General features: G+C 71.1%; 13 protein-coding genes. 6 read left to right on the forward strand and 7 right to left on the reverse strand.

All coding sequences use genetic code 11. From position 1 onward, the window contains the following. Positions 1 to 43: 43 nt before the first annotated feature. Together K2F47_RS40060 and K2F47_RS40065 are read right to left on the reverse strand one after the other, a co-directional pair. Complete coding sequence (locus K2F47_RS40060; protein ID WP_242911493.1) at positions 44 to 541, reverse strand: pyridoxamine 5'-phosphate oxidase family protein; 498 nt, start codon at positions 539 to 541, stop codon at positions 44 to 46. 344 nt (positions 542 to 885) lie between these two features. After that, the gene (locus tag K2F47_RS40065) at positions 886 to 1,080 is read right to left on the reverse strand and encodes a hypothetical protein (RefSeq protein WP_242911494.1); all 195 of its coding nucleotides are present in this window, start codon (positions 1,078 to 1,080) and stop codon (positions 886 to 888) included. A gap of 251 nt (positions 1,081 to 1,331) precedes the next feature. Between K2F47_RS40065 and K2F47_RS40070 the strand changes: the two genes are divergently transcribed. Next, positions 1,332 to 2,819 (forward strand): SseB family protein, encoded by a 1,488-nt coding sequence (locus tag K2F47_RS40070; protein ID WP_242911495.1) that lies wholly within the window; start codon positions 1,332 to 1,334, stop codon positions 2,817 to 2,819. A 476-nt stretch (positions 2,820 to 3,295) separates the two neighbouring features. Here the strand turns inward: K2F47_RS40070 and K2F47_RS40075 are convergent, their stop codons facing one another. Further along, the gene (locus K2F47_RS40075; protein ID WP_242911496.1) at positions 3,296 to 3,694 is read right to left on the reverse strand and encodes a hypothetical protein; all 399 of its coding nucleotides are present in this window, start codon (positions 3,692 to 3,694) and stop codon (positions 3,296 to 3,298) included. Between the two features lie 13 nt (positions 3,695 to 3,707). Here K2F47_RS40075 and K2F47_RS40080 point away from each other — a divergent pair, with 13 nt between their 5' ends. The 4 genes from K2F47_RS40080 to K2F47_RS40095 all read left to right on the forward strand — a co-directional run bounded on the left by K2F47_RS40080 (position 3,708) and on the right by K2F47_RS40095 (position 6,252). Next, positions 3,708 to 4,385, forward strand: a complete 678-nt coding sequence (locus tag K2F47_RS40080) for a hypothetical protein (protein WP_242911497.1) — start codon at positions 3,708 to 3,710, stop codon at positions 4,383 to 4,385. Between the two features lie 39 nt (positions 4,386 to 4,424). Next, positions 4,425 to 4,634 (forward strand): hypothetical protein, encoded by a 210-nt coding sequence (locus tag K2F47_RS40085; RefSeq protein WP_242911498.1) that lies wholly within the window; start codon positions 4,425 to 4,427, stop codon positions 4,632 to 4,634. A gap of 11 nt (positions 4,635 to 4,645) precedes the next feature. Continuing rightward, positions 4,646 to 4,876 carry a recombinase family protein gene (locus K2F47_RS40090; RefSeq protein ID WP_242911499.1) on the forward strand — a complete coding sequence of 77 codons (231 nt, stop codon included), beginning with the start codon at positions 4,646 to 4,648 and terminating at the stop codon, positions 4,874 to 4,876. A gap of 413 nt (positions 4,877 to 5,289) precedes the next feature. Beyond that, a complete protein-coding gene (locus tag K2F47_RS40095; RefSeq protein WP_242911500.1) occupies positions 5,290 to 6,252 on the forward strand; it encodes a tyrosine-type recombinase/integrase in 963 nt (320 codons plus the stop codon). 124 nt (positions 6,253 to 6,376) lie between these two features. Here the strand turns inward: K2F47_RS40095 and K2F47_RS40100 are convergent, their stop codons facing one another. From K2F47_RS40100 to K2F47_RS40115, 4 genes are all read right to left on the reverse strand, one after another. Continuing rightward, entirely contained in the window at positions 6,377 to 6,877 is a 501-nt protein-coding gene (locus tag K2F47_RS40100) for a hypothetical protein (protein ID WP_242911501.1), read from the reverse strand. Positions 6,878 to 6,906: 29 nt separating this feature from the next. Beyond that, the gene (locus K2F47_RS40105) at positions 6,907 to 7,212 is read right to left on the reverse strand and encodes a hypothetical protein (RefSeq protein WP_242911502.1); all 306 of its coding nucleotides are present in this window, start codon (positions 7,210 to 7,212) and stop codon (positions 6,907 to 6,909) included. A gap of 488 nt (positions 7,213 to 7,700) precedes the next feature. Beyond that, a complete protein-coding gene (locus K2F47_RS40110) occupies positions 7,701 to 9,134 on the reverse strand; it encodes a hypothetical protein (protein ID WP_242911503.1) in 1,434 nt (477 codons plus the stop codon). Positions 9,135 to 9,304: 170 nt separating this feature from the next. Next, the gene (locus K2F47_RS40115; RefSeq protein WP_242911504.1) at positions 9,305 to 10,618 is read right to left on the reverse strand and encodes a coiled-coil domain-containing protein; all 1,314 of its coding nucleotides are present in this window, start codon (positions 10,616 to 10,618) and stop codon (positions 9,305 to 9,307) included. Between the two features lie 454 nt (positions 10,619 to 11,072). Here K2F47_RS40115 and K2F47_RS40120 point away from each other — a divergent pair, with 454 nt between their 5' ends. After that, positions 11,073 to 12,659, forward strand: a complete 1,587-nt coding sequence (locus tag K2F47_RS40120) for a hypothetical protein (RefSeq protein WP_242911505.1) — start codon at positions 11,073 to 11,075, stop codon at positions 12,657 to 12,659. Positions 12,660 to 13,338: the final 679 nt, after the last annotated feature.

The raw sequence follows: 13,338 nt of genomic DNA on the forward strand, positions 1-13,338 counted from the left end.
CCAGGTGGCCGGGTCCGCCTGCTTCGAGGGTGGGGTTCGCTGCTCAGGGGGCGCCGATGATCCCGGGCAGCCGGGTCTGGAAGTCGAGCACGCCGACCCAGTCCGGGCGCAGTGATATCCGGGCCATCCGCGTTTCGGGGTGCATGGCGCCCGCGACGTACTCGGCGCCGCCCTTCTCTCCCAGGAAGCGCCGGGCGGCCTCCGCCTGCTCGGGCACCATGCCCTCCACCTCCTGGATCGTGACCCGGCCGCGCAGCAGAAGCACCTCCGGGGGCTGGCGCTCAGTGTCGATCGTGATCGCGACGGCGGGGTTGGCGCGCAACGCGCTCAGCCGCCGTGCGGGCGTCAGCATCCCCATGGGCGGGCAGCGGACGTAGGTCGCCATCACCAGTTCCTCGCCCGTCCAGACGTGCCAGCTCGACATCACCCGCGGCGTCCCGTCTACCGCCATGTAGGCGACGCGTGCCGGGATGGTCGACCGCAGCAGGCGCCTGGCGGTGTCGGACTCCAGTAGTCCGGGGTCTCCCTGGGGCAGGTCCATGTTCTCTCCTTCGCACGGTCTGAGGTGCAGACCCGCCCGGCACCGGAAAATCATCGATCTCCGCTCAACGCCGGGGCGGCTGGTCAGCGGCCTCTGAGCTTGCCGGATGGCATGGCTGATCACTTGTCGTAAATCGATCGGATCTGAAACGGTGGCGAGGCCGTACGCGGGTGTTGGTGCCGTTCTCGTTGTCTTAAAAGCCGTGTCCGCTTATGTGGCGCTGGCCGCGGCCTAGTGATCACCATCGCCCGCGTGGCAGGCGGCGGCCACGGCTTCGTGACCCGCGCAGGGACCCGGTGAACGGGCGGCGTGACCTGGGCGCCTTGATCTCGGTAAGGCCCGGGCTACTTGGTGAGGTGTGCGAGCGCGGCGAAGCTGACGCCGATGACGGCGAGCCCGGCCATGATGCCGGCGACGACGGCGGTCGCGGCGGGGGCGGCGAGCAGGAACGCCATGCCACCGACGGCGATCCCGGCCAGGACACCGAACAGGGTGATGATCGCGATGGTGAGGGACTTGATGATCATTTTGTCGGTCATGGCGCCTCCCTGGAGCCCGTCATGGCGCTGGCATGCCCCCGATCAGGGGCGCTTGGCGTACGACCAGCAAACGCTTGCGCTGCGGTGGCTTCGAGGGGGAAGACGATCAGGCGCCAGTAACTGACGGATCGCTGCCAGGGGTGGCCAGGGACGGACAGCGGGCGACCAGGCGTGGACGTTCACCCTGTTCCAGGCGTTGGGCAGTCATACGCTCGTGGACATTGTCGGACGCTCGCGGACAAGGGGTCGGGGTGGATATTGCTCCTTACACGGGGGACCTGGACCTTGATGACGCCACTACCGACGAGCAGCTGTATGCGTTGCTGCTGATGCTGTACAACCGTGCGGGCAGCCCGTCCTATCGGACTATGGAGATCCGCGCTCGTGGCTTGGGCATGAGGTTGTCGAAGTCGAAGGTGGGCGACATCTATAACGGCACCCGCTTCCTGGGGAGGGATGAGTTGGTGGCGTTCGTATGTGCCTGCGGGTTGGCGGGCGTTGATGTGCTGCCGTGGGTGCGGGCCTGGGAACGCGTCAAAGACAACATGGGCCTGCGGGGGGATGAAAGCCCGCAGGCCGCTCAGTTGGATCGGCTACGCGAAAGAGTGCGCGATCACGCCTTGCAGGCCGCCCGTGCCGAGGCCGACGCGCTCATCGCACATGCCCGCGCCGAAGCTGACGCGTTGCGGGACGAGGCGCTGCGAGAGCACGCGGAGATCCGGCGGCGCGTGGTCGAGGCGAGTCAGCGCGCCGAAGCCGCCGAGCGAAAGGCCGACCTGGTCGAGACGCTGTCGGTGAGGACGGAGAAGATCCAGAAGCCAGCCGTTGAAGCTCATTCGAACGCAGGTCAAGGAACTAGCCCGGGGTGGCCCGGGTTACAGCCCCTCCAGCCTGCCAACGAGGTCGAGCGGGAGTTGTTGCGGGCCGCCGCGAACAACGACCATGACCTGTTCTTGCAGACGATGGCCGGGGCGGAGGTGCTGCTGCCCACGCCCGAGGACATGGACTACACGCTGCGGCCCGGACGTACCGGGTTCCCGTGGCAGAGGCGAGAGGTGGACGGGGCGACGGTGGTCCCGGTGTTCACCTCGCCCGAGCGGCTGATCGAAGCGGCGCGGGCGGCAGGGACGGGGATGGAGTACATCGCGTTGCCCTTTACCGTGGCGCTGCGCTACTGGCCCCATTCTGAGTGGTCGCTGGTGATCAACCCAGGGGCCCCAGCGGGCGGGACCATCCTGGCGCATCAGTTGGCGGACCTGGCGCGCTGGGCGGACCAGCAGGCCGCGCAGCGGATGGCGGACGGGTTCGAGCCGCAGAACGACGTCGAGCAGCGGTTGTTCGAGGCGGCGACGCGGCGGGACACCGACGCGTTCTTCAAGGTGCTGCTGGGCGCGCAGGTGCTCGTCCCGGCGGAGCCGGAGACGCCGTGGGGCATCGCGCCGGACGACCCGGAGTTCCCCTGGCGGCCGGTGGCCGTGCACGGCGAGGTGTGCGTCCAGCTGTTCACGTCGTTGAAGTGGATGAACGAGGCGATCGGGTCGTCGCGGTTCGTCATGCCGACGCTGCTGGAGATGGTGTCGGCGTGGCCGGACGTGTCGTGGACGCTGGTCCTCAACCCGGGCACGCCGATCGACGCGACCATGCCGGGCGAGCAGGTGCGGGCGCTGAGCAGGTCGCCGCGGGGCCGCCACCGCTCCCTTGAGCAGCTAGGCGATCAAGGAGCCCCACCGACGCGGTGAGGATGGGCGCGGCGCTGGCCGACTGCGCCCCTGCGGACGGCCAGGCGGGTAGCGCGAGCGTGCCGGGAGATGGCGAAGAGGTATCCGGGAGGCGTTGGGAATCGTGTCGTGCTCGGGTGCAGGCCCCCGGCTCGTTCGCGCGGTTACCTCGGCCAGTCCTAAACCCGCGCAGCAGTCGGCGCTCACGGCGTCGTGGCCCGCCGCCTTGGTTGTCATGCTGGATCTTCTTTGTTGGTGCGGTTGGTGCGGTGAGGGCTTCTAGTCGATGTGGTGTGCGGGTGGATCGAGACCGGCGCCTAGCAGCCGCAGTACCTCATCCTGCTTGTCGTCATTGGAGTCGTGCCTGCGGTTGTGGTCCCAGTTGCTGCAGAGTCGTCCTTCCATGCCAGAGGAATTACCCGAACAGCATTTCGATCCGGTTAGGCTCTTGGGCAAGCCGTTCGGAGGCATCGTTGAGGGGAGGACCGCGTGACCGCTTACGGTCCTGAGTCCTCTTCGCTCAACAGGCTGGCGGCGTCTATGCTGCGCAGCTTGCAACCCGAAGTGAACAGAAGCCTTAACATCGTCAGCTTGCAGGTCGCCAAGGCGATACAGCCGCAGATCTCTCGCTCTCTGGCGCGGTCGATAACGCCCGAGCTCAACGCATCGCTGGCTCGCGTCTCGCCGAGGGCGACGCGGTCGCTGGTGTCGACTTTGCCACCGGGGAGTCTCACAGGTCTCACCGGCTTGAATTCGCAGGTCACCGCAGCGCTGCGGCCACAGGTTTCCGGGTCGCTGGCCCGTGGCCTGCTGCCGGTGAACTCCTCGGTGATGCGGGCTCTCTCGCCGAGGGCGACGCGGTCGCTGGTGTCGACTTTGCCACCGGGGAGTCTCACAGGTCTCACCGGCTTGAATTCGCAGGTCACCGCAGCGCTGCGGTCACAGGTTTCCGGGTCGCTGGCCCGTGGCCTGCTGCCGGGAGGATCCGCTCTGTTGGGCGGTGGCCTGCTTGGGCGCCTAGACAAGGTGCTGCAGGGACTGGTCAGGGAGAGCCAGCGCAGGCGTACCGAGCTCAGGCTCATCACCCGTTGGCTGAATCCCGACGCCGAGGTGAGGGCCGGGCGGTGGCCTGATCCGAGTCCGGTGATCGCGGCGGCCGTGGCGCTTCTGCGCTGCCTTGAGCCTGCTGATCGGCTTGGCCGGATGCCCGAGGAGGACGACCGAGTAACGGAAAGTGCGCTGACGCCGCTCCGGGCGATGTTGGCGATACCCGTCCCGGAGCAGGTGGCGTTGAAGCAGCAAGTTGAGGTCCCCGCCGAAGCGGGCGCCGATCATCGGGAGCGCATGCAGCGGCTGCTGCTGGCCATCGTCGCCGTCATGTTCCTCATTGCCGTCGCCTTCGTCATGCGAGTCCTGGCCTGCGCCCGCATCACGGTGCCGCGGCTTTGGGACATCACCTTCCTGTCAGTCGTGCTGGTGGCCCGCCTACGGTCCGGGCCCCGAAACGATGATGATCCGCACCAGTTCTCTCTGCTTAAACGCAGATGCCGAACGACCTCGGCGAGGACAGTGCTGGCAACCCGCTAGGACCGATGCTCCTCGCCTTGAGCAGAGAGAGCTTGGTCCATGTTGAACATCATCTTGCGCCTGTCGGCGGAGATGGGGCCGATGGCCGCCTGGGTGGCGGTGTTCGTTGCGGCAATCGCTGCGACGTTCGTTGTGTACATCGGGGCCGCGATGACGGTCACGCTGTTCACTACCGACCCCGCCCGCGCCAAGATCCGCTACCAAGTCTTCCGAGACCTGTTGCGGTTGTTTCACTGGCGGCGCCGGTGACCTCCTCGACCATGGCCGCGCCTGCGGCCCGGCGTCCGGGCCGACCCCCGGTCTGCCCCCCGGACGTACGCCACCGCGTGGTGGCCCTGCACCTGCAAGGCCTGAGCCTCGCCGCGATCAGCGACCAGTTGAACAGGGAAGGGATGCCCACCCCCGGCAACGCCCAGCGGTGGACTAGGAACCGCGTCTTCGACCTGCTGCACCGGCGTCACGTCCAGGAGTACATCGCCACCCTCCGGTGACTGCGCACACCGAGCGGCCGGGTCATCCTTCCGCAGGGGGCCCGGCCTAGGCGGCATCACCCATCCGTACCGAGCCAGCACACCATTTCGCCGTTCATCTTGAGTTGCTCACTGTACGTACCTGCCTGTCGACGGCGGGGACGAGCCTGTGCGGCTTTCCGAGCGCGTTAAGGATCGGCTCCACGCCGCCCGCCGCGACTTCATGATCGGCTAGGGAGTCCCGCCGCCTCACTACCTGACCCCCGAGCCAGCCGTTTCCCGTCCATCGCCCCACATGCATGTACGTGATAATTGACTATTATCACGTACATGAGCCATCAGCGACTCCGGCCGAGCTGGGGATCCGTCCCGCCAGCCGATGCGCGACTCGGGCACGTTATCCGGTACATCGCCCCCACGTCGGGCAGCGGCCGGTGAGCGCGGCCGCCGAACGGAAGATCACAGCGCTGCGCGGCGGCGGCGTCACGCTCGCCGAGGCGGCCGATGAGTTCCTCGGGACGCACCGGGTCGCCAACCCCAACACCCACCGCGCCTACGCCTCGGCGATCGACCGCACCATCGCCGCGGTCGGCGGCCGCGACCGCCGCCTCGCCGACGTCGCCGACACCGAGATCGGCGACGCCCTCACCTCACTGTGGGGCCGGTGCGCGCCAGCGACCTGGAACCGCAACCGCGCCGCCGTCTCCTCCTGGCTGACCTGGTGCGCCACCAAGAAGAGATGGACCGCCCCGACGGTTCCCGCCGACGCCGAACGCCGCCGCGAGAACGTCGACCACACCAAAGCCGTGCCCAAGACCAGGCTGGAGCGGCTGCTGTCGCGCCGCGACATCCCGCTGCGCGACAAGACCCTCTACCGGATGCTGTACGAGACCGCCGCCCGCGTCGCCGAGATCCTCTCCCTCAACGTCGAAGACCTGGACCTGGAGAACCGGCGCGCCCTGCTCACCTCCAAGGGCGGCGACACCGAATGGGTCTACTGGGACGCCGGCACCGCCCGACTCCTCCCCCGCCTCCTCCGCCTCCCCGACGGCCACCCCGACGGGCCCGTCCGCACCCACGGGCCCCTGTTCCTCGCCGAGCGGCGCCCAGTCCCCGCACGCCGCCCCGGGCCTGAGCACATCTGCCCCCATACCGGGCGGGCCCGCCTGGGCTATGACCGCGTCCGCGTCCTCATGGACAAACACCTCGGCCTGGACCCCCACCAGCTCCGCCACTCCGCCGCCACCCACCTGGGCGAGCAGAAGGTCCCGCTGCAGCTCATCATGGCCAAGACCCGCCACCGCAACCCCCGCACCGCCATGCGCTACACCCGCCCCGGCAGCGAAGCCGTCGCCGAGATCACCGGCATCCTCGCCCCACCCCACCGCACCCACTGACCAGCACCGTCCCGCAATCGAGGGTTTCTGAGAATCACTGGGGTGGTCTCGGTCGGGGAGCAGCGACTCATCGCCAGTCGGCGGTAGCCGGGAACTTCCCACCGGCCGGCGATTGATTCGGCGGCTAGCGGCGTGCGCGCCTGGCTGCTGCGTCGCGGGCCTTCCTGCTGCGATGTGCCGCCTGACGGCACCGGTCGGAGCAGTACTTACGAGGCCGGCCGCGCTGGATCACCATCTGCAGGTGAACGGGAACTACAGTCCCGTTCACCGTCACCTCCCAGGTTTCATCGACCGGGATGCCCGCGACCATTGAGCGGTCGCAGCACTCGTAGAGGCACACGCTGACCTCGCCAGGCAGCGCTGCCGGAAGATGGGAACGACCGATGCCGATCAGGCCGTCCGGCAACCGCCGGTCGAGGCCCGCCTCCCGTGCCGCCTGGATGGCCTCAGCCACGGCCTCAAGGACCTTGTCCTTGGCGATGCCGTGGCTGATCTCCAGATAGGCCCACGACAGCCGTCCGCCTTCGGTGACGTAGAAGTCCTTCAGCAGCAGGGCATGACGCTCAGGCAGGTCGCTCAGCAGCGCCTCCAGGTAGTCGGGGTCACGGGTCGCCAGGTCCGCCACCGGATCACGGAAGGTCGTACGTAGCCTGGTCACTGTGTCGTCTCCGCCGTCCCTGGTGCCTCTTGAAAGTTCATCGCCGCTTCCGGGGCCGCTGTCTCGGCGGGCAGGACCAGGAGCGGTGGCGCCGGCCAACTGGGGACCGAAGTGGAGGTGTCGCTGAGCAGTGGCCCCAAGGCGGTCAGCACCTGGGGCAGGTCGCGGGCGTCGGACTTGTTGATCGCCGCCCGGGCGATCCGGCACCGCAGGACATACGTGATCACCGCTGTGAGCGGCCAGGCGATGACCAGCAGGACGGCCCATGGGACAGCGTCCAGCAGAAGGGGATGGGGGGACACGTGCTTCCTCCTCGTGTGAGCATGCCAACGGCCCCGCCCTAGGGCGGGGCCGTCGTGGAAGCGGGCGGAGGTCGGCGCAACGAAAAAAGCCCCTGATCCCGCTGGGGATCAAGGGCTTGACGTCGACCGGGCACACTTCTGCCCGCTCTGGAGGGGAGCCTAACGCGAATCAGCGGGCGGGCGGATGGTATTTGCCGAGGTCACGGCATTATTTCACCGATGCGTCGAACATCTCTCTGAGGCCACACCGCATCCGACCTGGGCAGATGTGTTACGAAAGCTGCCCATAGTCTTGACTGGGTGATCGATGGACGTCCCCGAGGCGACGCCCGCCCGGCCCCGGTACTGACCGCCGCTGCCGAGCCCGCCGACGTCGTCCGGGACGAGGACGACGTCGCCGAGGAGGTCCAGGACGGCGAGGGCCAGGACGACGCGGCCGGGCAGCGCTGGGCGAAGGAGGAGCACCAGGAGCCCAGCGGGGCCACCGCTCACCCACCGACAGGCCCGCTGTCGAGGGCGTCCTGTAGGCGCCTCAGCGCGCGCTCAGCTCGGGCGGGCAGGTGCGGAGGACGAGTCCGCACCACCATGGCGGCGGCCGCCACCAGACCCTCCAGCGGCCCGTCCCCCGACGCGCCCTCATGTGCGGCCACCAGCGCCTCCAGCGCGTCCGCGAAACCCCCTCCAGGAGCGTCGGGGAGTCCCGCCAGGAGGTCCTGCGGAATGCCGGGCGCGTCCACCACCTCGGCCACCACATCCTCGATCGCGTCGAACACCTCGTCACGATCCAGATGATTCGTCTCCGAGGCCTCGGCCGGTCCGGGCGCGACGATTCCGCCGACACCACCGGGTGGTTCGTCGTCGCGGCCGCGCGGCGCCGGGGCGGGGACGTCGGGCCAGTCGTGCCGATAGGCGGCGTGGTGGGTGGCGTAGTGGGCGTGTCCGGCGGGGGTCAGGGCGTAACGACCGCCGTCGACGGCGACCAGGCCGAGGTCGCGGAGGTGTTCCAGGTGTCGATGGATGCCCTCGCCGAGGCGGTGGCGGGTGGTGGGGCCGTCCCAACCCGGAAGGGCGAAACCCGCGGCCTGCCAAGGGCCATCGGCCAGGGCGCCAGTGGCGACGCCGACCAGGACTCGCCAGGCGTTGGGGTCGACGAGCGGGTCGGCGGCGCGCTCGCCCGGCTCGCGCAGGACCACATGGGGGTACAACTCGGCGTACCGGGCAGCGTGCGCGGTCACGTGCTCACGGCCCGCCGGGGTGATCCACCGCCGGTCTTCATCGCGGTCGCTGGGCCCGCCGCCGGGCGCGATGTCGGTGACGAACCGGTCCTGGCCGCGCCGGTACCGGTACTCGCCCAGATGGCTCCAGGCGCCGGACTGCCTGCGGTAGGACAGCCCATGCTCGCCGGTGCCGTACACCTCGACCAGCGCCCGCCACAGCGGCTCACTCAGCAGTCCTCGCGGCGGCCGCCCGCCCTGCCGCCCGGTAGGCGTCGCGGTGGGCGGCGGCGCGGCGGCGGGGTGATTCGTCTCCGGGTCCCCCGTCGCAGTGCGGGCGACGATCCCGCCGGACGATTCGTCGTCGCGGCCGCGAGGTGCCGGCGCGCGACGTATCAGCGCGCGGGCCCGCCGCTCGTGCTCGGCGACATGCGAGGCGTGTGCGTCGGCCAGCTCGGCGACGCGCGTCGCGACAACGGCCAGCCGCCGGGCGGCCTCGGCGACGTCGCCTTCCCACCCGGCCACCGGCGGGCCCGTGACGTCCCCGGCGCCGATGTCGCCGCTGATGTCGCCGTTGGGGTCGCGGGTGGTCGCCCGCCGCAGCGTCGCAGCGACGTCGTGGGCGTCGGCCACGCGCTCCAGCTCGGCCTGGAGGGCCCCGGCGACCTCGTCCAGGTCACGGCGGGCGGCGGGGATCCGTCCGGCCACCTCGGCGGCGGCGCGCGCGGCCTGCTCGGCTCCGCGACGCGCCCGCCACCCCGCTTGCCGACACGCCTTGGAACACCACGAGGACCGACGTCCGGGCAGCCCGGTCCGATCCGGTACCGGCCGACCGCACACCGGACACAGCAAGGCGACCTCGCCGTGAGCCGGCGACATCAGGCCCCGCCCTCGTCCTGGCCCTCGTCCCGGCCGGTCGCCTCGGCGACCGCGCGGGCCTGGCGGAGTTGCTCCTTGAGTTCCCGGACACGCGCGGCCTGCTCGGCCCGGTCGGCGTCCGCGCGTCCCTGGACGGCGTCGGCGCGCTCCTCGGCGCGGTCGGCACGCTGGTCGGCGCGCTCGGCCCGCTCGGCCGCCTCGGCGGCGTGCCGCTCGGCGGCGTCCGCGCGGGCGGTCGCGGCGGCCAGCTCCGCGCGCGCATCCGCCAGCTCACCGCGCGCCTGCTGGAGGTCGTCCTGGTTCGCCTCCAGCTTCGCCCGGGTGGCCTGCTGCTCAGCCCGCGCCCTCTCCAGTTCGGCGCGAAGGTCGGCGGTGGCCTGTTCGGCGGTGGCGGCGGCGGCCTCGGCGCGCACGGCGCGGTCGCCCTGCTGGGCGGCGTGCCGCTCGGCGGCGTCCGCGCGGGCGGTCGCGGCGGCCAGCTCGGCGCGGACGCCTTGCAACTCCTTCCCCATCGCCTGCAACGCCGTCCGGGCCGTCTCCAGCTCGCCGCGCGCATCCTCCAGCTCCGCGCGCACGTCGGCGGTGGCCTGCTCGGCCGCCCCGGCGCGGGCGGTCGCCGCCTCCACCTGAGCCGCCAGCCTGGTGTTCTCCCGCGTCAGTGTCTTGTTGTCGGCGGTCAGGGTCTTGTTGTCGGCGACGGCGCGGTCGGCGCGCTCGGCCTCGCGGGTCGCCGCCGCCCGCGCGGAGGCCGCGCGCTCCTCGGCAGCGGCCTGGGCGCGCTCGGCGGCCAGGGTCTGCCGCCAGGCCGCGTCCACGTCCCGGGTCCGCGCGGCCTCGGCGTCACGGGCCCTCCGTTCGCTGACCCGGGCGGCCTCGGCGGCCTGCTCAGCGGTCCGCCGAGCAGCGGCGGCGTCCCGGACGGCGGTGTCGCGCTCGTCCTCGGCGCGCTGCCGCTCGGCCTGCGCCTGCGCGGCGAGGCGCTCGACCTCGGCGACGCGGCCGCCGACCGCCTCCAGCACCTTCTCCCCTGCGGCCGCGCGGTCGGCCAGCACGCTCGTGAGCGTGCTGATCGCCGACAGCACGGGATCCTCGCTTGAGGCGTAGGCGGCGGTCACCGCCTCCAGCTCCGCCGTCCGGACGGCGGCGCGCTCCTCGGCCGCCAGGGCCTTGCACGTCTTGCCGCCGTGCTCGGGCCAGTGCCGGGTCGGCGTGCAGTACTTGGGCGGCCGACCGGCACCCGAGTAGGTGATCCGGCGGTCGCACTGGCTGTACCCGCACGGCCGACCGGCCGCGTCCACAGTCGTCTCCGTCATGAGACTATGCTAGCAGTTTCGTTTCGCAGAATCCATAAGTATTTCATAATTATTGAAAGTCAAAACTTCTAGATCTTGAACCCAAGATCACGATACAGAAGGCTCTGAGGTAGCCGCTAAGCGCCGAACGCGACCTTGCCCATACTCAGACACCACCCCGACCAGTTTTGAGCCTCGGGGGGCGGCGCGGTGTTCGTGGGGACAATTGGGGCGGCTGGGCAGGCGCCCGGTATGCCGTCATGCCCCGTCTGAGTGGTTCTTCTGCGCTGTGTCGGTGCGCGCGGTTACCGTGGAGGCGGCTGCCACGACGGCCTGACTCCGAGCCGGTCCCGCCCACGCCGGGCCGCGCGACGAGGACAAGGGGCGCCGCCTCTCGTGTGCGTGTTCCGCCGGTCATCGCGACGTGATCTTGTTCGGCGGGGTGTGCGTGGGACCTCCGCCGGGACGAGGGATCATGACCGCTGACAAGCAGCGCAAGCGCGCGGCCCGCGAGCTGGCCGCCGCCGAGGGCATCTCCTACACCGCCGCCGCCCGCCGCCTCGCCGAGGACTGCGGCACAAGCGTCGCCGCCCTGCGTGAGGCCGACGGCCTTCACCCCCGCCTCGAACTCTTCGACGACCAGGCGCTGCCCGAGGACGTGCGCCTGGTGGTGGAGGGGCTGCGGGCGCTGGCGGCCGAGGGTGGGCTGCTGCCGCTGCGGATGGCCGAGCCCGACCCCGAGGTGGTCCAGGCGCGGCGGCGGGCCCAGGACAAGGGCGTCGACCCGCAGGGACGCTGGTGGGCGTCGGTGGAGGCCGCCGTGGACGGCTACGTGCTGCGCGAGACCCGGTACGGGCCCAACCGCTCCGGCTACACCGCGACCAGCCGCGGGCCCCGGGTGCCGGTCCCGGTGCGCGCGGCCGACGGCACCGTGAGCGTGGTGGCGATGCCCGAGTGGGCGTGGCTGCACGAGGGCGGGTGGATCTGGGCTCACACCGGCTGGCCGGTGGAGACCCCCGGCCAGCTCGTGGACCCGCCGCAGGCCTTCGCGCCGGCGCCCGAGCTGCGCTGGCAGGTCACGGTCTGGCACGACCTGACCGCGGGCGGCAGGAAGGTGCTGGGCGAGGACTACGCGGGCAGCACCTCGCACTGGCGGACCGTCGGCTGGTGCGCGACCCGGAACGACGCCCGCCAGATCGCCCGCGCGTTCACCGCGCACCGCGGCGACTACGCCCGCGCCGACGTCATCGAGCACGGCACCGACCACGGCGTCGTCTCCCGCAGTGTCGACACCTACCTCCCGGCCCCCGACGCCCCCGAACGCCCCCGCCCCACCGTCGCCCAGGGCCCGCGTCCCGCCTCCCCCGGCCGGTCCGAGGTGCCCGAACCCGCCTGGACCCGGGGACCGGGCAACCCGCCGAACTCCTCGCTGATCGTGTGGACCGGCACCGGCTGGAGGACCCTGGTCTGGACCGACTGGCAGACGGCGCTGATCGCCCAGAACCTGGACATCGGGGCGGGCGGGCCGTATGAGTGGGCCGAGGACTGGGGGCCGCGCCACCCCGACCGGGACCTGCACGACTGGACCCAGGAAGGCCGCGAGCTACGCCAGCGCTTCCCCCAGCCCACCGTCGCCGAACGCACCCGGCTCATCGACGCCGCGCGCCGCGCCGAACAGGACGCACTCATCGACGCGCTCGCCGAGCGCGGCGGCCTCACCCGCCAGCAGGCCACCGCCCGCCTGACCCGCGGCGGGGAGACCTACCGGACGTTCCTCGATGTCGGGCAGGCCACCATCGCCCGCGCCCTGCACACCGCCCGCCGCGCCCTCCCCGAGGGCCCCGAACGGACCGCGATCCGCCACGCCCTGGACGACCTCACCACCCGGCACCAGCCGCCCGCCGACGCCCAGCGCATCGCCAACGCCCAACTCGACAGCGAGACCGAACGCGTCCCCGACACGACCGCCACGACCGCCTGGTGCCGCCGGGCCGTCACCGAGTACCTCACCCCCGCCCCCGACCCCGTCGCGGCCGACATCGACGGGTTCCGCCGCGCGTGACGACTAGAACTCCGCACTGAACTGCGGCAAAGGGAACGGCGGCGTCGCCTTGGGCGTGCGTTGCCGGGATCGCGACACGACATCAGGCGCAGACTCCCCCGAGCCCGCCCCTGAGATGTCGCCTCCGCGTCGCGCCGTCGCGGAGGCGACACACTAGCGCCTCGCGCCACGCCGCGACCTGCGACATCGCAAACGACAGCGTCGCCCTGGCCGACGCTTGCGGCACACGGCGACGGGCCCTCCTGGCACACCATCGTCACGGCGACGTGTCGCGTTCGCGCGGAGAACTCGTGGTGGCAGGGCGACGGCCGAGGAGCTGGCGTCGAGTCCGGCGCAGCAACTCGGCGACATGAACAGGGTCGGCGGAACTGCCCGAAGCCCAGGCCGACGAGGGAACACGGTTGTTCAGAACGAGGAAGGCGTCCGGCGCCGAGCCCGGTTGTGCTGCCGCGCGGACCGCAGCGGCACAGACCAGCGGAAGCGGCAGGCCCAAGCGCTGCTGCGCGAACTTAACCCGAGAGGCGATGGCGTCGGCCGTCCCCCAGTCGGGCCGTGAGACTGGCAGGAGTCGTTGATCGAGTGATCTGTGTTCCTTGTGCTGGGAACTGTGGAGGTCACCGTCTGTGGTCATCGGGGGCGTAGCGGTTCCAGGCCCCGCCCGCTTCGGCCGCGAGTCGAG

Origin of the sequence: Actinomadura terrae (assembly GCF_022751215.1) — a bacterium.
GTDB classification, from domain to species: Bacteria; Actinomycetota; Actinomycetes; order Streptosporangiales; family Streptosporangiaceae; genus Spirillospora; species Spirillospora terrae.